18 protein-coding genes are annotated in these 22,711 nt (G+C 76.2%); 9 read left to right on the forward strand and 9 right to left on the reverse strand.

Annotated features, from left to right (window positions below):
* Positions 1-9: 9 nt before the first annotated feature.
* The 8 genes from secA to mtrA all read right to left on the reverse strand — a co-directional run bounded on the left by secA (position 10) and on the right by mtrA (position 11,886).
* Positions 10-2,934, reverse strand: a complete 2,925-nt coding sequence (gene secA / locus JIG38_RS09360) for a preprotein translocase subunit SecA (protein ID WP_233404740.1) — start codon at positions 2,932-2,934, stop codon at positions 10-12.
* 155 nt (positions 2,935-3,089) lie between these two features.
* The gene (locus JIG38_RS21000; protein ID WP_199423534.1) at positions 3,090-4,121 is read right to left on the reverse strand and encodes a DMT family transporter; all 1,032 of its coding nucleotides are present in this window, start codon (positions 4,119-4,121) and stop codon (positions 3,090-3,092) included.
* Positions 4,118-5,485, reverse strand: coding sequence for a winged helix-turn-helix domain-containing protein (locus JIG38_RS09370; RefSeq protein ID WP_199423536.1), 1,368 nt, complete (start codon positions 5,483-5,485; stop codon positions 4,118-4,120). Before JIG38_RS09370 ends, JIG38_RS21000 begins: the two co-directional genes overlap by 4 nt.
* A gap of 44 nt (positions 5,486-5,529) precedes the next feature.
* The gene (gene hpf / locus JIG38_RS09375; protein WP_199423538.1) at positions 5,530-6,162 is read right to left on the reverse strand and encodes a ribosome hibernation-promoting factor, HPF/YfiA family; all 633 of its coding nucleotides are present in this window, start codon (positions 6,160-6,162) and stop codon (positions 5,530-5,532) included.
* A 350-nt stretch (positions 6,163-6,512) separates the two neighbouring features.
* Positions 6,513-7,310, reverse strand: coding sequence for a ComF family protein (locus tag JIG38_RS09380; RefSeq protein WP_307844755.1), 798 nt, complete (start codon positions 7,308-7,310; stop codon positions 6,513-6,515).
* A 406-nt stretch (positions 7,311-7,716) separates the two neighbouring features.
* Positions 7,717-9,444 (reverse strand): LpqB family beta-propeller domain-containing protein, encoded by a 1,728-nt coding sequence (locus JIG38_RS09385; RefSeq protein WP_199423540.1) that lies wholly within the window; start codon positions 9,442-9,444, stop codon positions 7,717-7,719.
* The gene (gene mtrB, locus JIG38_RS09390) at positions 9,444-11,198 is read right to left on the reverse strand and encodes an MtrAB system histidine kinase MtrB (RefSeq protein WP_199423542.1); all 1,755 of its coding nucleotides are present in this window, start codon (positions 11,196-11,198) and stop codon (positions 9,444-9,446) included. Before mtrB ends, JIG38_RS09385 begins: the two co-directional genes overlap by 1 nt.
* Before the next feature lie 4 nt (positions 11,199-11,202).
* A complete protein-coding gene (gene mtrA, locus JIG38_RS09395; RefSeq protein WP_199423544.1) occupies positions 11,203-11,886 on the reverse strand; it encodes an MtrAB system response regulator MtrA in 684 nt (227 codons plus the stop codon).
* 157 nt (positions 11,887-12,043) lie between these two features.
* Between mtrA and JIG38_RS21005 the strand changes: the two genes are divergently transcribed.
* From JIG38_RS21005 to JIG38_RS09440, 9 genes are all read left to right on the forward strand, one after another.
* Positions 12,044-13,336, forward strand: coding sequence for a glycerophosphoryl diester phosphodiesterase membrane domain-containing protein (locus JIG38_RS21005; protein WP_199423545.1), 1,293 nt, complete (start codon positions 12,044-12,046; stop codon positions 13,334-13,336).
* Between the two features lies 1 nt (position 13,337).
* Positions 13,338-14,060, forward strand: coding sequence for a DUF4129 domain-containing protein (locus JIG38_RS09405; RefSeq protein WP_307844758.1), 723 nt, complete (start codon positions 13,338-13,340; stop codon positions 14,058-14,060).
* Between the two features lie 119 nt (positions 14,061-14,179).
* A complete protein-coding gene (locus tag JIG38_RS09410) occupies positions 14,180-15,361 on the forward strand; it encodes a DUF4350 domain-containing protein (RefSeq protein WP_307844760.1) in 1,182 nt (393 codons plus the stop codon).
* A 113-nt stretch (positions 15,362-15,474) separates the two neighbouring features.
* Complete coding sequence (locus tag JIG38_RS09415) at positions 15,475-16,560, forward strand: AAA family ATPase (RefSeq protein WP_199423720.1); 1,086 nt, start codon at positions 15,475-15,477, stop codon at positions 16,558-16,560.
* Between the two features lie 20 nt (positions 16,561-16,580).
* Positions 16,581-17,873 (forward strand): DUF58 domain-containing protein, encoded by a 1,293-nt coding sequence (locus tag JIG38_RS09420; RefSeq protein WP_199423546.1) that lies wholly within the window; start codon positions 16,581-16,583, stop codon positions 17,871-17,873.
* A gap of 94 nt (positions 17,874-17,967) precedes the next feature.
* Complete coding sequence (locus JIG38_RS09425; protein ID WP_199423547.1) at positions 17,968-18,369, forward strand: hypothetical protein; 402 nt, start codon at positions 17,968-17,970, stop codon at positions 18,367-18,369.
* Entirely contained in the window at positions 18,366-19,508 is a 1,143-nt protein-coding gene (locus JIG38_RS09430) for a PEP/pyruvate-binding domain-containing protein (RefSeq protein ID WP_199423548.1), read from the forward strand. Before JIG38_RS09425 ends, JIG38_RS09430 begins: the two co-directional genes overlap by 4 nt.
* Positions 19,505-20,104 (forward strand): transcriptional regulator, encoded by a 600-nt coding sequence (locus JIG38_RS09435; RefSeq protein ID WP_199423549.1) that lies wholly within the window; start codon positions 19,505-19,507, stop codon positions 20,102-20,104. Before JIG38_RS09430 ends, JIG38_RS09435 begins: the two co-directional genes overlap by 4 nt.
* A 38-nt stretch (positions 20,105-20,142) precedes the next feature.
* Positions 20,143-21,342 carry a winged helix DNA-binding domain-containing protein gene (locus JIG38_RS09440; protein WP_199423550.1) on the forward strand — a complete coding sequence of 400 codons (1,200 nt, stop codon included), beginning with the start codon at positions 20,143-20,145 and terminating at the stop codon, positions 21,340-21,342.
* A 178-nt stretch (positions 21,343-21,520) separates the two neighbouring features.
* On the opposite strand, the gene JIG38_RS09445 is transcribed toward JIG38_RS09440, so the two are convergent.
* A complete protein-coding gene (locus JIG38_RS09445) occupies positions 21,521-22,468 on the reverse strand; it encodes a type IV toxin-antitoxin system AbiEi family antitoxin (protein WP_199423551.1) in 948 nt (315 codons plus the stop codon).
* Positions 22,469-22,711 lie beyond the last annotated feature (243 nt).

Genomic DNA, 22,711 nt, shown 5'->3' on the forward strand with positions numbered 1-22,711 from the left:
CCTGGCGGCTCAGGCGACCTCGTTCTTCCCGTGGCACGCCTTGTACTTCTTGCCCGAGCCGCACGGGCACTGCGCGTTGCGCGGCGTGCCCGGGTACGTCTCGCCGTCCTTCTCGGCCGACGTCGCCTCGGCCGTCACCACGCTCGCGGCGCCGCCGTCGAGGCTCGGCGCCGAGTACTGCAGCGGGACGCGGCGCTCGGGGCCGTCGAGGCCCTTGGCGATGAGCGTCGGCGCGGACGCCGCGGGCAGTGCGGCGCGCGAGCCTGCGGTGGGCGCGGCGTCACCGGCTGCCGCGGCGGCCCGCGAGCGGCTGCGCGTCGCTCGCGGCGCGGCGGGCTCGTCCGTCGGCGCCGCCGCGTCGGCCGGCGTGACGTCGTCCGACGGGGACGCGTCCACGGGCGCGGGCGCGTCGTCGACCGGCACCTCGTCCGTGAACGTCACACCCGCGTCGACCGGCGCCGGCTCGGCGACCTTGACCTCGAGGTTGTAGAGGAACGTGACCGACTCCTCCTTGATGGCCTCGGTCATCGCGTTGAACAGCTGGAAGCCCTCGCGCTGGTACTCGACGAGCGGGTCGCGCTGCGCCATCGCGCGCAGGCCGATGCCGTCCTTGAGGTAGTCCATCTCGTAGAGGTGCTCGCGCCACTTGCGGTCGAGCACGGACAGGACGACCCGCCGCTCGAGCTGGCGCATGTTCTCGGAGCCGATCTGCTCCTCGCGGTTCTCGTACGCGTGGCGCGCGTCCGAGAGCAGCTCCTCGAGCAGCAGCGACCGGGTCAGGCGCGTGGCGCCGCCGGCCTCCTCGACGACCTCGTCCACGTCGATCGAGACCGGGTAGATCACCTTGAGCGCCGTCCACAGGCCCTCGAGGTCCCACGTCTCGGGCGTGCCTTCGGCGGTCGCGCCGTCGACGTAGGCGGTCACGACGTCGGAGACGAAGTGCTGGATCTGCTCGTGCATGTCCTCGCCCTGCAGGACGCGGCGGCGCTCGTCGTAGATGACGGACCGCTGGCGCGACAGGACGTCGTCGTACTTGAGGACGTTCTTGCGGATCTCGAAGTTGCGCGACTCGACCTGGGCCTGCGCGCTCTGGATGCCGCGCGAGACCATCTTGGACTCGAGCGGCATGTCGTCCGGGAAGCCGGCGCGGTTCATCATCGACTCGGCGAGGCCCGCGTTGAACAGGCGCATGAGGTCGTCGGTCATCGACAGGTAGAACCGGGACTCACCCGGGTCGCCCTGGCGGCCCGAGCGGCCGCGCAGCTGGTTGTCGATGCGCCGCGACTCGTGGCGCTCGGTGCCCAGCACGTAGAGCCCGCCGAGCTCGACGACCTCCTCGTGCTCGGCCGCCACGGCCGCCTTCGCGTCCTCGAGCGCCGTGGGCCACGCGGCCTCGTACTCCTCCGGCTGCTCGGCGGGGTCCAGCCCGCGGTCGGCGAGCGCCGCGACGGCCATGAACTCGGCGTTGCCGCCGAGCATGATGTCGGTGCCTCGGCCGGCCATGTTGGTCGCGACCGTGACCGCGCCCTTGCGGCCCGCCTGCGCGACGATCGACGCCTCGCGGGCGTGCTGCTTCGCGTTGAGGACCTCGTGCGGGACGCCCTGCTTGCGCAGCAGGCGCGAGAGGAGCTCGCTCTTCTCGACGCTCGTCGTGCCGACGAGGACAGGCTGGCCCGCGGCGTGCCGCTCCACGATGTCCGTGACCACGGCGGCGAACTTGCCCTCCTCGTTCTTGTAGACGAGGTCGGGCTGGTCCACGCGCTGCATGGGCCGGTTCGTCGGGATCGGGACGACCCCGAGCTGGTAGGTGCTCTGGAACTCCGCGGCCTCGGTCTGGGCCGTGCCCGTCATGCCCGAGAGCTTGTCGTAGAGACGGAAGTAGTTCTGCAGCGTGATCGTGGCGAGCGTCTGGTTCTCGGCCTTGATGGCCACGCCCTCCTTCGCCTCGATCGCCTGGTGCATGCCCTCGTTGTAGCGGCGGCCGGGCAGCATGCGGCCCGTGTGCTCGTCGACGATGAGGACCTCACCGTTCATGACGACGTAGTCCTTGTCCTTCTTGAACAGCTCCTTGGCCTTGAGCGCGTTGTTGAGGAACCCGATGAGCGGGGTGTTGAGCGACTCGTAGAGGTTCTCGATGCCCAGGTAGTCCTCGACCTTGGCGATGCCCGGCTCGAGCACGCCCACGGTGCGCTTCTTCTCGTCGACCTCGTAGTCGATCTCGGGCACGAGGCGCACGGCGACCTTGGCGAACTCGCCGTACCACTTGTTCGAGTCGCCCGACGCGGGCCCGGAGATGATGAGCGGCGTGCGCGCCTCGTCCACGAGGATCGAGTCGACCTCGTCGACGATCGCGAAGTGGTGCCCGCGCTGCACGAGTTCCTCGGGCCGCCACGCCATGTTGTCGCGCAGGTAGTCGAAGCCGAACTCGTTGTTGGTGCCGTAGGTGATGTCGGCGTTGTACTGCTCGCGCCGCTCGGCCGGCTTCTGACCGGCGAGGATGCAGCCGGTGGTGAGCCCGAGGAAGCGGTAGACGCGGCCCATGAGCTCGCTCTGGTACCCCGCGAGGTAGTCGTTGACCGTGACGACGTGCACGCCCTTGCCGGTCAGCGCGTTGAGGTACGCCGGGAGGGTCGCGACGAGCGTCTTGCCCTCACCGGTCTTCATCTCGGCGATGTTGCCGAGGTGGAGCGCCGCGCCGCCCATGAGCTGGACGTCGTAGGGACGGTGGCCGAGGGTGCGCTTCGCGGCCTCGCGCACCGCGGCGAACGCCTCGGGCAGCAGGTCGTCGAGCGTCTCGCCCTCGTCGAGCCTCGCCTTGAAGCGGTCGGTCTCCTCGCGCAGCTCGGCGTCGGTGAGGGCGCCGAAGCTCTCCTCGAGGGCGTTGACCTGGTCCGCCAGGCCGCTCAGCCGCTTGACGATGCGGCCCTCGCCCATGCGCAGGACTCTGTCGAGGATCGACGGCACGCGTTTGCTCCAGACTCCTCATCAGGCCCGCGCCGGGCGGCACGGGCCGGTCCCGGCCGCCACCGGGCGCGCGCCCGCGGCGGTCGACACAGACCGGGATCCATCGTAGGCGAGTCGTGCGCCCCTCATGCGCCGCGTCTGCGACGTGGCCGCACCGCGAGCGTCGCGGCGGCGAGGGCGACACCGCCGACGACGCCGAGCGCGCCGATCCGCTCGCCGCGCACGACGGCGGCGCCGACGGCCGCGGTCAGCGGCTCGAGGAGCGCGACGAGCGACGCCGTCGTCGCCGGGACCCCGTGCAGGCCGGTGAAGTAGGCCGCCCAGGCGGCCGCCGTGGGCACGAGGGCGAGGAAGGCGACGAGCAGGACGACGCGGCCGGCGTCGACGGCCTCGCCAGGCCCTCGGGAGACGCCCGGCAGGCCCGCGACCAGGGCCCACGGGAGCAGGACCAGCCCGCCGAGGACGAAGGAGACGGCGGTCATGACCACGGGGTCGAGACCGGGCACGGGGCGGCGGTTGACCAGCGTCACGCCCGCGAAGGTCGCGGCCGCGAGGAGCGCCAGGAGCGGGCCCGCCGGTCCGCCGACGACCCCCGACCCGTCGTCGCGCAGGCCCGGCGCCACGAGCAGGAGGAGGCCGGCGACCGCGAGCGCGATGGCGCCCACCACGCGCACGTCGGGCAGCCGCCGCGCACCCACGGACGTCGCCACCGCGACGAGCACGGGCGCGGCGCCGAGCGCCACGAGCGTCGCGATGCTCACCGAGCTGAGGCTGATGGCGGTGAAGTAGCACGCCTGGTAGGCCGCGAGCAGCGCCGCGACGACGAGCACGCGCACGAGCGCGCGCCGGTCCCGCAGGACGGCGAGCGGGTGCGGCAGGGCGCGCGCGACCAGGAGGACGACCGAGAGCGCGAGGCCGCCCGCGCCCAGGCGCACCGCGGCGACCGCGCCCGGGGTGAGCCCGGCGTCGGTGAGGGCCGCGCCCGCGAGGCCGCCCGTGCCCCAGAGCACCGCCCCGAGGACGACGAGGAGGAACGCGCGCGGGTCGGCCCGGTCCGGGCCGCCCGGTGCGGCGGCGTCCCGGACCTCGGCCGGGGCGTCGGTGAGCGGCACGACGGCGTCGTCGCCCCCACCCGTCCCGAGCGGCTCCGTCCTCACGCGTCCTCCGGCGCACCGACCGGCGCCAGCGGCCGGCCGACCACCCCGTCGGGACGCGCGTGCCCGCCCGCGAGCAGCGCGGCGAGCGGCGCCGCGAGGTCGCCCGGGGCGCCGTCGGGCACGCGGACCACCTCGAGGCCGAGCCAGCCCGCGAGCTCGTGCAGCTCGGCAGCGAGCTCGACGGCGGTGCCCGCGGGCGCGCCCGGCTCGAGGTGCGCCGCCTGGACGAGGAGGACGCCCGCGGCGCGGTCGGCCTTGAGGTCGACGCGCGCGGCCATGCGGTCCCCGAGCAGGAACGGCAGCACGTAGTACCCGTGGACGCGCTGCGCCGCGGGCACGTAGATCTCGATGCGGTACCGCATGCCGAAGAGCTCCTCGAGCCGCCGACGCTCGAAGACGAGCGGGTCGAACGGGCTCAGCAGCGCGCGCCCCGTCGCCCGTCGCGGCAGCGAGGCGTCGCGGTGCAGGTACGTCGGCCGGTCCGACCAGCCGTCGACGTGCACCGGCAGCAGCGTGCCGTCCTCGACCAGGTCCGCGACCGCGGCGCGCGTCTTCTCGAGGCTGCGCAGGCGGAAGTAGTCGCCGAAGCACGCCGCGGTGCCGATGCCGTGGGCGCGCGCGGCGATGGCGACGAGCTCGCGCACGGCGTCGGCCTCCGACGGCTCCGGGGTCGCGAGCACCGCGGGCGGCAGGACCCGCTCGGTGAGGTCGTAGCAGCGCTCGAACGCGGTGTTGCGGCGCGCGGCCGTGAGCTCGCCCGTGAAGAAGAGGAACTCGAGGACCCGTTTGGCCATCGTCCAGTTCCAGCCCCACTCCGTGCGCTCGCGCGGGTGCTCCGCCTCGTAGACCGCGTGAACCTCGCGCGCCGTGACGGGGCCGCGCTCGCGGACGAACGCGCGGATCTCGTCGACCGCTGCCGAGTGCTGCAGGGGCACCTCGCGGATCGTGCCCCAGGCGTGCTCGCGGTAGGCGCGCTGGCGCCAGCCGAGCAGCCGGTACGTCGACGGCGGGACGAACGACGCCTCGTGCGCCCAGCACTCGACGAGCCGGCGCGGCGCGCGCCCGGCGGCCCGGTCGAGCAGGCCGACGTCGTAGGAGCCCAGGCGGGAGTACGCGGGCATGAGGTGGGCGCGCGCGAGGACGTTGACCGAGTCGATCTGGAGCAGGCCCAGGCGGTCGACGACGCCCTGGAGGCCGCGCATCGTCACGCCTCCCCCGCCGGTGGGCCGCGGCCGGTCGAGCCCCTGGGCGCGCAGGGCGACCCGGCGCGCCTGCGCGAGGGTCAGCCGCTCGACGGGCCGGACGGCCTCGGCAGCCCGGGCGGGCTCGGCGGGCCGGACGGACGAGGGGCGCGAGGCGGGCATGGTGCCCATCCTCGCGCCCCCCACCGACACGCGGGCGCGGCCCGTCAGACCGCCTGCGCCGCGACGCTCACCGGGGCGTCGAGACGGATGACGCCGTAGCTCCAGCCGCGGCGCCGGTACGCGACCGACGGCAGGGCCGTCTCGGCGTCGATGAAGAGGTAGAAGTCGTGCCCGACCATCTCCATCTCGTACAGGGCGTCGTCGAGCGTCATCGGCTGGGCCTGGTGGGTCTTCTCGCGGATCACCACGGGCGAGTCCCCCCACGTGGACTCGACCGACTCACCGGGCGCCGCCGTGCGGACCGGCTCGTCGGCAGCCTCCTCCACGGGCTGGTGCGGCCGGACGTCCACGGGCGCGAGGGGGGTGTCCTTGTGATGGTCCTTCTTGCGGTCGCGTGCGCGCCTGAGCCGCTCGATCAGCTTGGTCGTCGCCGCGTCGAGGGCCGCGTACGGGTCGTCCGCGCTGGCCTCGGCACGCACCACCGGCCCCTTGCCACGCACCGTGAGCTCCACCCGCTCCGAGATCTCGGACTGACGAGGGTTCTTCTCGTGGGTGACCTCCACGTCGACCCGCATCGCGCGCGGGGCGAGCTGGGTCACCTTCGCGAGCTTGTCCTCGACGTGGCGGCGGAAACGCTCGGGCACCTCGGTGTGGCGGCCGACGACGACGATCTCCATGGCTGACCTCCTTGACGGGGCGGCACGCGGCCGCCCGGCGAACTGCTCGGGACGCCCTCATCGGGCGGACGGCGCGCACCACCTCCGCTCGCGGCGAGGGGCCGTCCTGCGCCCGGACGCGCCCGGAGGGGCGAGCCGGCGCAGGGGCGTGCGGGTCCCCGCGGACGCTGCCGCGCGGGAGGAGGGAGGGGGTGGAGCCGTGCCCGCCGGCCCGCCCTCGCCTCGCGCCCGCCCCGGGGGGCGGTGGGGTGCGACGGCCGACGACGGCTCCATGCACCGACGTTAGCCTCCCCCGAGGGAATCGGTGAACAGGACGCGACGGCGTCCCGCCGGTCGGACGTCGGTGCCGGTCAGGTGCCCGTCCGATCCGTCCCGACCTGGGCGGGTTCGGGCGTCGCGGCGACGGTCAGCGCCCCGAGGACGCGGGCTCCGGCTGCGGTGAGCGCGTCCGCGCAGGCCGCGAGCGTCGCGCCGGTCGTCACGACGTCGTCGACGAGCAGCACCCAGGCACCGGGGACCGGCCGGCGCACGCGCACCGACCCCGCGGCGTTCGTCGCCCTCGCGCGCGCGCCCAGGCCGGCCTGGTCCCGCCGACGTCGTCGCCGGGGCAGGGCGAGCACGCGACCCGCGGACGCGGGGACGCCGCCCGCGCGCAGGCCGGCGGCGACCTCGCCCGCGAGCCCGCCGACGAGGTCGGCGCCGCGTCGCCGTCGGGCGTGCGCCGTCGTGGGCACCGGCACGACGAGCAGGGGCTCGCCCACGACCGCGTCGACGACGTCCGGGGCGAGGGCGCGTGCCGCCGCCCGCATGACCCGCGCGAGCACCGGCGTGAGGTCCGCACGCCCGTGGTCCTTCCAGGCCAGCACCACCCCGCGCACGGGGCCCGCGTAGGCAGCGGCCGCCCAGACCGGCAGCGGCGGCACGCCGTCCAGGCGGTCGAGGCGCGGCACCGCGAGCTCGACGCGCCGAGGCGCGCCGCGCAGCGCGTCGGAGCACGGCCCGCAGAGGCGGACGTCCCAGGCGCCGCACCCGGGGCACTCGACCGGCAGCACCCAGCGGGCGGCGTCGCGCAGCGCCGCACCCACGACGGCGGCGCGGCCGGCCGCGGTGCCGGTGCTCTCGTGCTCGGACGTGCGGCGCGGGGTCACGCGCCCAGCCTGGCGCGTCGCCGTCGCGCCGCGCCGTCGTCCCCAGGCGCCGCTCGTCCCCAGGCGCCGGTCGTCCAGCGCCGGTCGTCCCCAGCGCCGGTCGTCCCCAGCGCCGGTCGTCCGCAGGGGCCTGTCGTCCCCAGGCGCCGGTCGTCCACCCACTCAGCCACCCACCCCCCGCCGCGGGCGCCACGGGGCGCGCCTGCGGTGGCCCGTGCACCGCCGGGACGTGCGGCGCACGGGGCTGGAGATGCAGGAGTGGCCTCACGGCCGGCACCCGGTCCCTCTCGCGCCCCGCGCGTCACGTGCGCCGCACGTCCCGGCGGGCGGCCGGTCCGGCACGGCGGCGGACGGCGGGCGGCGGCGGACGGACGGCGGCGGGCGGCGGGTGGTGGGTGGCGGTCGCTCAGCCGGGGAAGACCGGGTCGCGGACGCCCTCGGCGACGTTCTTCCACTGGTTGCCCTGCCGCGTGAGCAGCGTCCCCGCGTCGTCGACGACGAAGATCGCCTGGCGCCCGCGCCCGGCGGCGATGCCGCGTCCCTCGAGCAGGGTGAGCGCCTCGGTCGGCCCGCCCACCGGCACGAGGTGCGTCGTCGGCACCGCGAGCTCCTGGCTGGTGCCGAGCACCGCGAGCGTCACCTCGTCGACCCACGCGACCTCGACGGCGTCGAGCACGGCCGCGCCCACCTGGAGCGGCTCGGCGCCCACGAGCGTGGGCCGGCCGTCCTCGTCGCGGACCACGGACGCCACCGAGACCTGGACGTCGACCGACGCCGCGCCCGCGGAGACGAGCGCGACCCGCGCGCCGTCGCGCGAGACCCGCAGCGACCGCACCGTGCGCCCCTCGAGCCACGGCGCGTCGAGGGTCGCGACCGCGCCCGACTCGTCGACCGCGAGCAGCTCGCCCGTCGACGCCTGCTCGCCCGTCCACACCCACCCGTGCCGGTCGACCGACGGCGGGACCAGCGCGGCACCCTCGAGCAGGGCGACCGGTGCGCCGCCGTCGAGCGGCAGCAGCAGCAGCCGGCGCTGACCCGACAGCACGACGCGGATCGTCTCGTCGAGGCTGATCGCGGGGTGCCCGGGCTCGAGGCCGGCCAGCGGCGCCACGCCCTCGACCGGCTCGACGGCGCCGTCGCGCAGCACCGACAGGACGTCGCCCACGAGCATGTACGGGCCCGAGGAGGGCGCGACGTCACGCTGCAGCACGGGCACGCTCGTCTCGCGCCACGGCAGGCCGCCGACGGTGATCTCGACCCCGCGCACGGGGAACCGGCCGAGCGTCTCGGTGACCTGGGCCTGCAGCAGGTTGCGGTCGCTCTGCGCGGGCAGCGTCGGGATCTCGGCGAGGTCGATCCGCGCGACGCCGTCCTCCGAGATCGTCACGGTCTCGGTGCTCAGCCGCGCACCCTCGGGCGCACCCGAGGCGACGGCGTCGCGCAGCCACGGCGACGGACCCCATAGCAGCGCGCTCATCGCGAGCGACGGCGTCTTGGACGTCGCGAACCAGCGCAGGTCGGGCACGAGGTGGCTGCCGTCCTGCGACGCGAAGTACAGCGGCACGGGCCGGTAGGAGACCTCGAAGTTGCCCGCGTCCATGAGCACGCCGTCGGGCAGCCCGGAGATGCGCCACTGCCCCGCGGTGTCGCGCGCGAGCGTGAAGACGAGCTCGGTGTCGAGCGAGCCCGGCGCCGCCTCGGTGTACCGGCCCGCCTCGTCGACGGTCGCCTCGACCGGCACGGTGACGACGACGGACCCGTCCTCCTGCGGCGCGAGCTGGGGGCCGCTGCCGCGCTGCGGGTAGACGGTCACACGGGCGCGCGGGTCCCACTCGTCCGACGCGCGCGCGGTGAGGAACTTGCGCGCGACCACGAACTCGTCGGCGAGCCCCGCGGCGCCCGCGAGGAGGAAGCCGCGCACGAGCTCGGCGGGCTCCGCGTCGACGACGGGGTCGCTCGGCAGCTGGAGCGGCACGCCCGGCTGGTCGGTGCTCACGACGTCGCCCGTCCGGATCGGGCCCGAGGTCGGGATGCCGACGCAGCCCGCGAGGAGCAGCGCCGCGAGCGCCACGACCGCCGGGGCCAGCGCGGGGCGGCTCCGGACGAGGCGGCCCGGGGTGCGACGGTCGGGCATCAGGCCTCCAGCCGGTCGAGGTCGGGCACGGACGTGGGGTCGAGGTCGGGCCGCCCCTCGTGCGACGCGTAGGAGACGGCGACGGGCGCCTGGACGTCCGGCGGCACGAGCGGCACCGGGGACTGCTCGAGCACGATGCCGGCGCGGCGCGGGAGCGTGAGGCGGAAGCACGCGCCCTCGCCCGGACGGCCCCACGCCTCGAGCCAGCCGCCGTGCAGGTGGGCGTCCTCGATCGAGATCGCGAGGCCGAGGCCCGTCCCCCCGGTCGTCCGCGCGCGGGCCGGGTCGGCGCGCCAGAAGCGGTCGAAGACGTGCTCGACCTCTTCGGGCGCCATCCCGACCCCGTGGTCGCGCACGGCGACGGCGACGGCGCGCTGGTCGGCGCCGAGCCACACCTCGACCTGCTTGCCGTCCGCGTGCTCGACGGCGTTGACGAGCAGGTTCCGCAGCACGCGCTCGACGCGCCTCGGGTCGATGTCGGCGATGACGGCGCGCGGCGGCAGCTCGACCGAGAGCCACACGCCGCGGCGCTCGGCGAGCGGCACGGCCTGCTCGACCGCCGTCATCACGACGTCGCGGACGTCGCGGCTCTCGGCGTCGAGCATCGCCGCGCCGGCGTCGAACCGGCTGATCTCGAGCAGGTCCGCCAGGAGGTCCTCGAACCGGTCGAGCTGCGCGGTGAGCAGCTCGGCCGACCGCGACGCGGCCGGGTCGAGCTCGTCGCGCGCCGCGTGGATCACCTCCGCCGCCATCCGGACCGTCGTCAGCGGCGTGCGGAGCTCGTGCGAGACGTCGGAGACGAAGCGGCGCTGGAGGCGCGAGAGCTCCTCCATCCGCCGGATCTGGTCCTGGAGGCTCTCGGCCATCTCGTTGAACGAGCGCGCGAGCGTCGCCATCTCGTCGACGCCCCGGACCTCCATGCGCTCGGCGAGGTGGCCGTCGGCGAGGCGCTCCGCCACGCGCGCCGCGCTGCGCACGGGGTGCACCGTCTGGCGCGTGACGAGCCACGTCGTGCAGCCGAGCAGCAGGAGCAGGCCGAGCGCGCCGAGCCCCAGCACGCGCTGGACGAGGCCGAGCGTCTGCTGCTCGGGCGCGAGGCTGTAGAGGAAGTAGAGCTCGTACTGCCCGACGGCGGGTGCGGTCACGGCGGACGCGACGACGAGCCCCGGCACGACGCCGCCGTCCTCCTGGGGGATCGCGACGGACACCCAGTGCTGCTCGGTCGAGCCCTGCACGACGGCGCGCAGCTCGCTCGTCACGAGGCGGCTGAGACCCGCGTCGGGCGACGACGAGTAGTCGTTGACGAAGACGGGCGGCGGCGTGCCCGGCGAGCGCCGGAGCACGACCTGGTCGCTCGACCCGCCCAGCTGGAGGGCGCCGACCGTCTGCCGGAACAGCCCGTCGATCTCCGTGCCCGTCGACGCGACCGAGCTGTCGAAGCTCTCCTGCGCCCGCTGGGTGGAGCGCGCGCTCTCCTGGAGCACCTGGGTGAGCCGCTCCTCGAAGAGCCCGTCGCGGATCTGGTCCGAGAGGTAGCCGCCCAGGACGCCGACGGCGGCGATGCCGACGACGAGGGTCGACGTGATGACGCGCAGCTGGAGGGAGGCCCGCCAGCGGTGCCACGCGCGTCGCGCGAGCCGACCGGCCCCGAGGCGCGCCCGGCGGACGCGACGACGCAGATCGCCCCACGCGCGGGCGGGCCGCGACGGCGCACCCGGTGCGGTCGCGCCCTCGGACGCCGTCCGGGCCGTCATGGCCTCACGCCGGGCCGGAGCCCGCCTTGTAGCCGACGCCGCGCACGGTCACGACGATCTCGGGGTGCTCCGGGTCGTGCTCGATCTTGGAGCGCAGGCGCTGGACGTGGACGTTCACCAGCCGCGTGTCGGCGGCGTGCCGGTAGCCCCACACGCGCTCGAGCAGGACCTCGCGAGTGAAGACCTGCCACGGCTTGCGCGCGAGCGCGACGAGCAGGTCGAACTCCAGCGGCGTGAGCGGGATGAGGGCCCCGGCCCGCGTGACGCGGTGGCCCGTGACGTCGACCTCGAGGTCGCCGATCGTCAGGTGCTCGGGCGTGGGTTCATCCGTCCGGCGCAGTCGCGCCCGGACGCGCGCGACGAGCTCCTTGGGCTTGAACGGCTTGGAGATGTAGTCGTCGGCCCCCGACTCGAGCCCGAGGACGACGTCGACGGTGTCGCTCTTGGCCGTGAGCATGACGACGGGGACGCCCGACTCGGCCCGGATGAGGCGGCAGATCTCGGTGCCGTCCTTGCCCGGGAGCATGAGGTCCAGGAGCACGAGATCGGGCTGCCCGGACCGGAACGCGCCCATGGCCTCGTCACCGTGCGAGCAGAACAGGGGCTCGAAGCCCTCCGACCGCAGCACGATGCCGATCATCTCCGCGAGCGCGACGTCGTCGTCGACCACCAGGATCCGACCCTTCATGGGGCACATGGTGTCATCCCCGACGACCCGGCGTGCACCACCCCTCGTCCGGCGTACGCAGCGGCCCCGGACGCAGGGGCGTCCGTGGCACGATGGGCGCGCCACCGTGCGCGCGCCGGGGGCCGGGCCCGGCCGCCCGGGACACGAGGGAAGTGACGTGAGCGAACCGAACGACGTCGGCCAGGGCTGGGGAGCCGCGCCGGCGCAGCCGCCCGGCTACGGCGCGCGGCCGCAGGACGGTCAGCCCGCGTCCGGCCAGCAGCACGGCCAGCCGACGTCCGGGCAGCCCCAGTACGGGCAGCCCCAGTACGGGCAGCCCCAGTACGGACAGCCCCAGTACGGACAGCAGCAGTACGGGCAGCCTCAGTACGCGCAGGGCCAGTTCGGCCAGCAGCAGTACGGGCAGCCCTCGTTCGGGCAGGGCCAGTACGGGCAGGGCCAGTACGGGCAGCAGCAGTACGGCGGCGCGGCGTGGGGGCCCGCGGGCTACGCGCCCGCGCCGGTCCAGCCGGGCATCGTCCCGCTGCGTCCCCTGGGGCTCGGCGAGATCCTCGACGGCGCGTTCCGCTCCGTCCGGGCCAACCCGCGCGTGATGTTCGGGTTCACGGCGATCGTCGCGGCCGTGGTCGCGCTCCTCGGCGCCCTCACGCAGTTCCTCCTCATCCCCGCGCTCGCCGGGTTCGTCACGACGGGCACGGGCGCGGAGCTCGACCCGTACGGCGACGGCGCCCTCGTCGAGTCGACCGCGGCCTCCCTGTCGATGGTCGGCGTCCTGCCCTGGATGCTGCTCGCCCAGATCGCGCTCACGGGCATCCTCACCGTGTCGGTGAGCCAGTCGGTCATCGGGCAGAAGGCCGTGCTCGCGGACGTGTGGTCGAAGCACTGGAAGCGCGTGCTCGCGCTCGTCGGCCTGAGCGTCCTCTACGGGCTCGTCGCCACCCTGGTCCTCGGCCTGCTGGTCGGCGGCGTGGTCGCCCTCGCGGCGGCGGGCCAGTCGGGCGCGGCCGTCGCTCTCGGCCTCGTGGGCGGTCTCGCTGCGTTCGTCGCGAGCGTCTGGCTCGCGATCCGGCTCCTGCTCGTGCCGCCGGTGCTCGTGCTCGAGGGCCTGCCGGTCTGGGCCTCGGTCGCGCGCGGCTGGCGGCTGAGCCGCGGCAGCTTCTGGCGCCTGCTCGGCATCTACGTGCTCACCCAGCTCATCGTCAACCTCATCACCCAGCTCGTGTCGGCGCCGCTGGGCATCGTCATCGGCCTGACCCTCGCGTTCGCGCCGCAGGCCGTCTTCATCGCCGCGACCAACATCATGTACGGGTTCGTGCTCATCCCGGCGATCGTCTTCACGGCGGCCGTCAACGCGCTGCTCTACGTCGACGTCCGCATCCGTCGCGAGGGGCTCGACGTCGAGCTCCAGCGCGCCGCCGAGGTCGCCGCCGAGACCTCCGGGGCCCGCTGACGTGCTGCCCTGGCCGACCGGCGCCCCGCTGCCGAGCGCCCGCGTCCCGAGCGCGCGCACGGGACCCGTCGCGGCGGACGTGCCGGTGGACCCGGACGCCGAGACGGCGCGCGAGTGGCTGCGCGCCGAGCTGGCCGACCCGGTCTACCACGAGCGGCCCAACCTGCTGCAGCGCGCGTGGAACTGGATCCTCGAGCAGCTCGCGCAGGCGCAGGAGGCCGTCGGCGGCATGGACACGCGGCTCGCGGCGCTCGTCGTCGTCGGCATCCTCGTCGTCGCGGTGGCGATCGCCCTCGTCGTCGCGGGGCCCGTCCGGCGCGCCCGCCGCGACCGCCGGGCGTCGGTCGACGTCTTCGGCGACGACACCCGGTCCGCCGCCGAGCTGCGCGCCGCGGCCGACACGGCGGCCGCGCAGGGACGCTGGTCCGACGCCGTCCTCGACCGGTTCCGGGCGCTCCTGCGCTCGCTCGAGGACCGCGTCGTGCTCGAGCCCCGCCCGGGCCGCACCGCCGACGAGGGTGCGCGCGAGGCCGGCGTCCGGCTGCCGCCGTGCGCCGAGGACCTCGGCCGCGCGGCGCGGCTCTTCGACGACGTCTGCTACGGCGACGCGGAGGCCACCGCCGAAGACGACGCGTGGCTGCGCGCCCTCGACCGCCGCGTCGCCGACACGCGCCCGGTCGTCGTGCGCGACGGCCAGCCGCTCGAGCTCGTGGTCCCGCGATGAGCGCGGCCGTGCCACCGACCGCCGCGGCGCCACTCTCCCCCGCACCCCCCGCGACGCCTGCGCCGCCCGCGGGCGCCGGACCCTCCGCGAGCGCGGCGTTCGCCGCGACGAGCGCCGCGGTGCGGACCACCGGTCCCGCCGTCATGGGCGACGGCACGACGGCGGCCACGCGAGCCCGGTCGCGGTGGCGGGCGGCGCGCGGCCCCCTCGTCGCGCTCGGCCTGCTCGTCGTCGCGGGGCTCGTCGCCGCGCTGCTGCGGCCCGAGACGTCGATCACCCCGCTCGCGCCGGACAACCCGAACGAGGTCGGGGCGCGCGCCGTCGCGCAGGTGCTCGAGGAGCAGGGCGTCCGGATCGAGTACGTGCGGACCTCCGGCCAGGCCGTCGCCGCCGCACGCGAGGGGTCGACCCTCCTCGTCACGAGCACCTACCTGCTCCTCGACGAGCAGGTCGAGGCCCTCGCGGCGACGGAGGCGGACCTCGTCGTGCTGGGGCCGGAGGGCTGGCACGTCGGGACCCTCACGGACGACACCGTCCAGGACGCCTACTCGCCGTCGGCCGGCGAGCGGGACGCGGCCTGCGACGACCCCGACGCGGGCGCGGCCGAGGAGCTCACCACGAGCGGCTACGGCTTCACCGCGCTCGACCCCGCCGTCACCGTGTGCTTCCCGGCTCCCGGCGACCCGTCGACCGGCGCCTACGCGTCGTGGGACGACGACGGCCGGCGCGTGGTCCTGCTCGACGACCCGGGGCTCCTCGCCAACGGCGAGGTGCTCGACGACGGGAACGCGGCGCTCGCGCTGCGCGTGCTCGGCCACCACGAGGACCTCGTCTGGTACGTGCCCAGCCTCAACGACACGGGCGGCGACGCGGACGCGCCGACCGCGAGCCTGCTCCCGGACTGGACCGGCCCGCTCGCGGTGCTCGGCGGCGTCCTGGTCGTCGTGCTCGCGCTCTGGCGCGGACGCCGCCTCGGCCCCGTCGTCACCGAGCCCCTGCCCGTGACCGTGCGCGCGTCCGAGACGACGCTGGGACGCGGGCGCCTGTACCGCCGCGGGCGCTCCCGCGGGCACGCCGCGGCGGCCCTGCGCGCGGGCGTCGCGCGGCGCGGCGCGGCGCGCCTCGGCCTGCCCCGCTCGGCGGGCGCGACCGACGTCATCGACGCGCTCGCGCGCGCGACCGGACGCACCACCGAGCAGGTCGCCGGCCTGCTGTACGGTCCACCACCCCACGACGACGCCGGGCTGCTCCTGCTTGCCCGACAGCTGGACGAGCTCGAGAGCGAGGTTCATCGCACGTGACCGAACCCACCTGGCAGCAGCAGGCACCCGCTGGACCCCCGGCCCCGCCCGGGCCGCCGCCGGCGACCGCCGACGACGCCCGCTGGGCCGGCCCGACGGCGCGCGCCGAGCACATCGTCGGCGGCCAGGCGCAGCAGCCGGCCCCGCAGTACGCCGGCCCTCAGCATTCCGCCCCGCAGCACGCCGCACCTCAGCACGCCCCGCAGCACGCCCCGGAGCACGCCGGGCCGGGCGCCTCGTTCGTCCCGTCCGTCCAGCTGCGCGAGAGCCTCGCGACGCTCCGGGCGGAGGTCGGCAAGGCCGTCGTCGGGCAGGACGCCGCGGTGACGGGCCTGGTCATCGCGCTGCTGTGCCGCGGGCACGTGCTGCTCGAGGGCGTGCCCGGCGTCGCGAAGACGCTGCTCGTGCGCACGTTGAGCACGGCGCTCGCGCTCGACACCAAGCGCGTGCAGTTCACGCCCGACCTCATGCCCGGTGACGTCACGGGCTCGCTCGTCTACGACGCCCGGACCGCCGAGTTCTCGTTCCGCGAGGGACCCGTCTTCACCAACCTGCTGCTCGCCGACGAGATCAACCGGACGCCGCCCAAGACGCAGGCGTCGCTCCTCGAGGCGATGGAGGAGCGGCAGGTCTCGGTCGACGGCACGCCGCGGCCGCTGCCCGACCCGTTCCTCGTCATCGCGACCCAGAACCCCGTCGAGTACGAAGGCACGTACCCGCTGCCCGAGGCCCAGCTCGACCGCTTCCTGCTCAAGCTCACCCTCCCCCTGCCCGAGCGCGACCAGGAGGTCGAGGTGCTCCGGCGCCACGCCGCGGGCTTCGACCCGCGCGACCTCGCGGGTGCCGGCGTGCGTCCCGTGACGGACGCGGCGGAGCTCGCCCGCGCCCGCGCCGAGGTCGCACGCGTCCAGCTCAGCCCCGAGGTGCTGGGCTACGCGGTCGACGTGTGCCGCGCGACGCGCCAGTCGCCGTCGCTGTCGCTCGGCGTCTCGCCGCGTGGCGCGACGGCGCTGCTCGCGACGTCCCGCGCGTGGGCCTGGCTGTCCGGCCGGGGCTACGTCACGCCCGACGACGTCAAGGCGCTCGCCCACCCGACCCTGCGTCACCGGGTGCAGCTGCGCGCCGAGGCGGAGCTCGAGGGCGTCACCGCCGAGAGCGTGCTCGACACCGTGCTCGCCGCCGTCCCGGTCCCCCGGTGAGCCGGGCGGACGTCTGACGCATGGCGATCACCTCGCGGGCGGTCCTCCTCACCGCCCTGGGCGCGATCCCCGTGCTGCTCGTCCCCGTCACCGGGGTCGCGCTCGCATGGGGACTGCTCGTGGCGCTGCTGTGCGCGCTCGACGTCGCGCTCGCGGCGTCGCCGCGCCTCGTCCAGGTGGCGCGCAGCGTCCCGGGCTCGGTGCGCCTCACCGAGCGCACGCGCTCGACGCTCACGCTCACCAACCGGTCGGGACGCCGCCTGCGCGCCCTCGTCCGGGACGCGTGGCAGCCGTCGGCGGGCACCCAGGTGAACCGGCACCGCGTCGACCTGCCCGACGGCGAGTCGACGCGGGTCGTGACCGTGCTCGTCCCCACGCGTCGGGGCGACCGCCTCGCGGACCGCGTGACCATCCGGACCGTGGGCCCGCTGGGGCTCGCCGGGCGCCAGGTCTCGGTCGTGGTCCCCGGCCGCCTGCGGGTGCTGCCCGAGTTCGCGTCGCGGCGCCACCTGCCGAGCCGGCTCGCGCGGCTGCGGGAGCTCGACGGCCGGACGGCCGTGCAGGTGCGCGGCGCAGGGACGGAGTTCGACTCGCTGCGCGAGTACGTCATCGGCGACGACGTGCGCTCGATCGACTGGCGCGCGACCGCCCGCCGCAACGAGGTCGTGGTGCGGACCTGGCGCCCCGAGCGGGACCGCCGGGTGATGATCGTGCTCGACACGTCGCGCACCTCGGCCGCCCGCATCGGCGACCTCCCCCGCATCGACGCGTCGATCGAGGCGGCGCTGCTGCTCTCGGCGCTCGCGGCGCGCGCGGGCGACCGCGTCGACCTCGTCGCGTACGACCGCCGCGTGCGGGCCCAGGTCGCCGGGGCCGGCGGCCCGCGCCTGCTCCCCGCGCTGGCCGACGCCCTCGCGCCCGTCGACCCCAGCCTCGTCGAGACGGACTGGCCCGGCGTCGTCGCGGCGGTCCAGCAGCGCCTGTCCCAGCGCGCGCTCGTCGTACTCCTCTCGGCCCTCGAGCCCGCACCCGTCGAGCACGGCCTGCTGCCGGTCGTCGCCCCGCTCGCGAAGGACCACACGGTCGTGCTGGCGTCGGTCGCCGACCCGCAGGTGGCCGAGCTGCGCACGCGCCGCGGCAGCTCCGACGAGGTGTTCGACGCCGCGGCGGCCGAGCGCACCGAGCTCGAGCGCGCCGCGGTCACCGTGCGCCTGCGTCAGCGCGGCGTCGAGGTGGTCGACGCGCTGCCCGACGACCTCGCGCCGCGCCTCGCCGACACCTACCTCGCGCTCAAGGCGGCCGGCCGGCTCTGAGCCGCCCTGTCCCGGCGCTGTCCGACCGGCGACGCAGGGCGTTCCGCATCAACGTTGTGTTGACAACGCGACGTTGATGCGGTGGGGTCGGGGTATGCCTGCGACCGACCACGACGACGCGGCCGCCCTCGACCACGCGCGGGCCACCGTGGGCTCCGCCGGCGCGGACGCCCTTGCGCCGCGGCCCTGGCAGCACCCGGGCCAACCCCACGCCGATGCGGAGCTAGTGCGGTTCGCGGCCTGGGTCGCGCGCGACGCGAGCGGCGACCACGCCGCCGTGGTCGACGCCGGCCTGCGGCTGCTCGCGTCGGCGCGCGCCGAGCTCGACCAGGTGGAGGCCGCGCTCCTCTTCGCCGCCCGCGCGGGCGGGACGACATGGGCGCAGGTCGCGCGGTCGCTCGGACTCGGGTCCGCGCAGGCGGCCCAGCAGCGGCTCGACCGCCTGCTCAGCCGCGGGGACGGCGCCGGCAGCCCGATCGGCGCGCACCGGCCGTGATCGTCCCGCTCACCGACGCCGACGACCGGTGCGGAGGCAAGGCCGCCGCCCTCGGCGCCCTGCGGCGCGCGGGCGTCGACGTCCCCGACGGCGTCGTCGTCCTCGACCCTCTCGGCGACGAGGCGTGGCCCGGCGCGCTCGAGGACGCGCTGCGCGCGCTGGGCGACGGGCCGTTCGCCGTGCGCTCGTCCGCGCGCGGCGAGGACGGCGCCGCGGCGTCGTTCGCCGGTCAGCTGGCGACGACCCTCGGCGTACGGACTGCCGGCGACGTGATCCGGGAGGTGCGCCGGGTGGGTGCGTCGGGCAGCACAGCGCGGGTCGCCGCGTACTCGTCCCGGACCGGCCACCGCGTCGGGTCGGTCGTCCCGGTCCTCGTCCAGGTCCAGGTGGCAGCCGAGGTGTCCGGCGTGCTGTTCACCCGGCACCCCGTCACGGGTGCCGACGAGGTCGTGGTGGAGGCCGCTCCCGGGCCGGGGTCCGGCGTCGTGGGAGGCACGGTGACCCCCGCCCGGTGGACGGTGCGACCGGGCCGCCCGGGCTGTGCGGGCGACGTCGTGCCGGGCGGTCCGGGCGACGTCGTGCCGGGCGCTCCGGGCGACGCGCGACCGGTGCTCACGACGGCGCAGGTGCTCGCTCTCGCCGCCATGGGCCACCGGGTCGCGGCGCTGCGAGGCGGCCCGCAGGACGTCGAGTGGGTGCTGGCGGCCGGCCGGGCGCGGGTGCTCCAGAGCCGGCCCGTGACGACGGGCGGCGGCCCTCGTTCGGCGACGACCGACGGGCCCCGCTCCCTCACCGGCGCGCCGATCGCGGTCGGCACCCCGGCCAGCCCGGGCCGCGCCACCGGCCCCGCGCGCGTGGTCGGCGGACTCGACGAGCTCGACCGCTTCGGTGCGGGGGACGTCCTCGTCTGCCGCACGACCTCGCCGGCCTGGACGCCGCTCCTCGCGGTCGCGTCCGCCGTCGTCACGGAGACCGGGGGCCTGCTCGCGCACGCCGCGATCGTCGCCCGCGAGCTGGGCATCCCCGCCGTGCTCGGGGTCCGCGGCGCGACGACCCTGCTGCGCGACGGCCAGGAGGTCGTCGTCGACGGGACGCGCGGCACCGTGGCCGCGGCCGAGGGACGCGAGGTCGCCTCGTGAGCCACGTGTCGGCCGACGACGTCAGGGTGCTGCACGCCGTCCGCACGCTGGGCTACGCGAGCACCGCGCGCGTCGCCGGGCGCGCCGGCCTCCGCGACGACGACGTGCGCGAGCACCTCCTCGACGCCCAGGCCCGGGGCTGGGTGAGCGCCTCCTCGTGGGCGGGCGACTCCGGCTGGTCGCTCACCGAGGCCGGTCGGGTGCGGGGCGAGGCACTCCTCGCCGCCGAGCTCGACGCCGTGGGCGCCCGGGGCGCCGTCGAGGACGTCCACCGCGACTTCCTCCCGCTCAACGAGGTCGTCGCCGAGGCTTGCACGTCCTGGCAGCTCACGGAGCTCGGGATCGGCGGGGGCGGCACGTCGCTGCCCGCGACGGTCGCCCGGCTCGAGGCCGCGGCCGTCGACCTCGCCCGGCTCGAGGAGCGGCTCACCGCCCGCCTCGCCCGTTTCGCCGGGTACCACGCACGGTTCGCCCGAGCGGTGGAGCGTGCGCACGCCGAGCCCGCCTGGATCAACGGGACCGACCGCGACTCGTGCCACCGCGTCTGGTTCGAGCTCCACGAGGACCTCATCGCGACCCTCGGCCTGACCCGCTGACCGGCCGGGGTGCCCGAGCGCGGGTCTAGGGTGCCCCCATGATCGCGACCGTGGTCGACACGCCGCACCTCAACCGGGCGCTGCTCGCACGCCAGCACCTGCTCGAGCGCGTGGCGGGGAGCCCGGACGGCGCGGTGGCGCCGGGCGCGGTGGAGGACCTCGTGGAGCACCTCGTCGGGCTCCAGGCGCAGAACCCGTCGACCGCCTACCCGACCCTCTGGAGCCGGCTCGCGGGCTTCACGCACGCCGACCTCGGCGACGCGCTGCTCGACCGGCGCGTCGTGCGCGTCGCCGCCATGCGCGGGACCATCCACCTGCTCACGGCGAGGGACGCGCTCGAGCTGCCCGAGCTGCTGCGGCCGCTCTTCGTCCGGGGCCTGCGCTCCAACGCCGCCTACGGCCCGGCCCTGCGCGACGTCGACCTGGGCGAGCTCGCCGCCGTCGCGCGCGACCTCGTCGAGACCGAGCCTCTGACCCCGCAGCAGCTGGGCGCACGGTTGGCCGAGCGCTGGGACACCGACCCGGGCGCGCTGTCCTACGCCGCGCGGGGCACCAACGCCCTGGTCCAGGTGACACCGCGCGGGGTGTGGGGCCGCTCGGGCGGCACCACCTGGACGACGACGCGTGCGTGGCTGGGCGCCGAGCCGGCGTCGTACGGCGGACCCGCGGACGACTTGGCGCCGGGCGACGACCCCGTGCGCGACGCCGCGCTCGAACGGCTCGTCCTGCGCTATCTCGCCGCCTACGGTCCCGCGAGCATCGCGGACGTGCAGTACTGGTCGGGCCTCACCGGGCTGCGACCCGTGGTCGCGAGCCTCCGCGACCGGCTCGACGTCGTGCGGGCCGAGCCGACGCCGGCGGGCCGCCCGGGCCGCGAGCTGCTCGATCTCCCGGGGGCGCCGCGCCCGCCCGCGGGCACGCCCGCGCCCGTCCGGTTCCTCGCCGACTACGACGACGTCTGGCTCGCCCACGCCGAGCGGTCGCGCATCGTCGAGCCCGAGCACCGCGACCGCGTCCGCTCCCCGAACGGCGTCGTGCCGGGCCGCGTGCTCGTGGACGGGTACGTCCGGGGGACGTGGGCCGTCCGGCGCGCCCGCGGCGAGCCCACGACGCTCGAGGTCACGCCGTTCGTGCCGCTGACGGCCCGGCAGCGCGCCGAGGTCACCGCGGAGGCCGAGGGGTTCGTCCGCTTCGTCGCCGATGACGCCGAGGTGCACGCGGTCACGGTCGCCGCCTGACCCCACGTGGCAGGTCCGCGGAGCACCGTGGCCGAGCGCGGAGCCACGTGCCGGGTCCGCGGAGCACCGTGGCGGAGTGCGGAGCCCCGTGGCACATGCGCGGAGCACGGTGCCACGACACCCCGGCGTGTCGCGGCACGAGGCTCCGCGGCGGGGCGTCGGCGACCGGGTGCGCCGATCACGGGACGACCACCCAGCGGCGGGCAGCCGCAGGACGCCGGCTCGCCCGTCCGTACGCGGCGCGCAGCCTCGCCTGCCACGCCCGGGCGCCGGAGTCGCCGACGTCGACGGATGTCGCCCTGACCACGAGGAGCCCCAGCTCCTCGAGCGACTCCTGGCGTGCTGCGCCCGTGCTCCGTCGAGCGCTGCCCGAGTGCACGCCGCCGTCGTACTCGCCGACGACGCCGGCGTCCGGGTCGAGGAGGTCCACCCGAGCGACGAAGCGGCCCGCGGGGTCGAGCACCCGAGCGTTGACCATGGGACGCGGCAGGCCGGCGTCGAGCCAGAGCAACCGGAGCACCGACTCCTGCGGTGACTCCGTGCCGGGTGCGCACAGGTCGAGGACGCGACGGGCTGCAGCCCTCCCCTGCCACTGCCCGGGCGCGAGGACCAGCGCCGCGAGCTCGTCGACCGTGAGCAGGCCGAGGGCGAGCATCCGGTCGACGGCGATCACTCCGGACGTCACCGGGAGCAGGCGCGCCATGTCGAGAGCGGTCCTCGCCGGTGTCGACGCGACGACGCCCAGGACCCGCGCGCGGGACTCCTCCGGCACCGGGCTCCGGAACACCCGCACGTCCGGCCGGTGCGCCAGGCGACTGTGCCGGGCCGCGCACACGACGACCCGAGCGACCGGACCATCCGCCCGCGCCTCCTGCCACCGCCGGCCGCCGTCGAACACGGGGTCCGGGGCACCTGTCGCGAGCTCGTGGAGCCGAGCAGCCGACCACCCGCCGACGACCGCGTGCGGCGGCAGCTGCGCCGCCACAGCCGCGATCCTCACGTCGGGGTCGAGGAGGTCCGTCCCTGTCGGGACCCAGGCACCGCGCCGCACCGTGCCGAACGCGGGTCCGCGGACCCGCTGGCCCCGGCTCGAGAGCTCGACCATGACCGGCGTCGGGATGACCATCCGCGGAGCATCGGACCCGGCGACGACGCACGGTGCCCGGGTCCCACGGGACTGTGGGGCGCACCGCGCATCCCCGTCCTGTGCACCGGCGACCTCGCGCGCGCCTCAGCCGTCACACCGACCGAGGAGCCTCGTGCCGCGGCGCGCCGGCGTGTCGTGGCACGAGGCTCCGCACACTCCCCACGGGGCTCCGCACAGCCACGGGGCTCCGCACAGGGCCACGGGGCTCCGCACAGGGGCACG

The organism is Actinotalea solisilvae (assembly GCF_016464425.1).
GTDB classification, from domain to species: domain Bacteria; phylum Actinomycetota; class Actinomycetes; order Actinomycetales; family Cellulomonadaceae; genus Actinotalea; species Actinotalea solisilvae.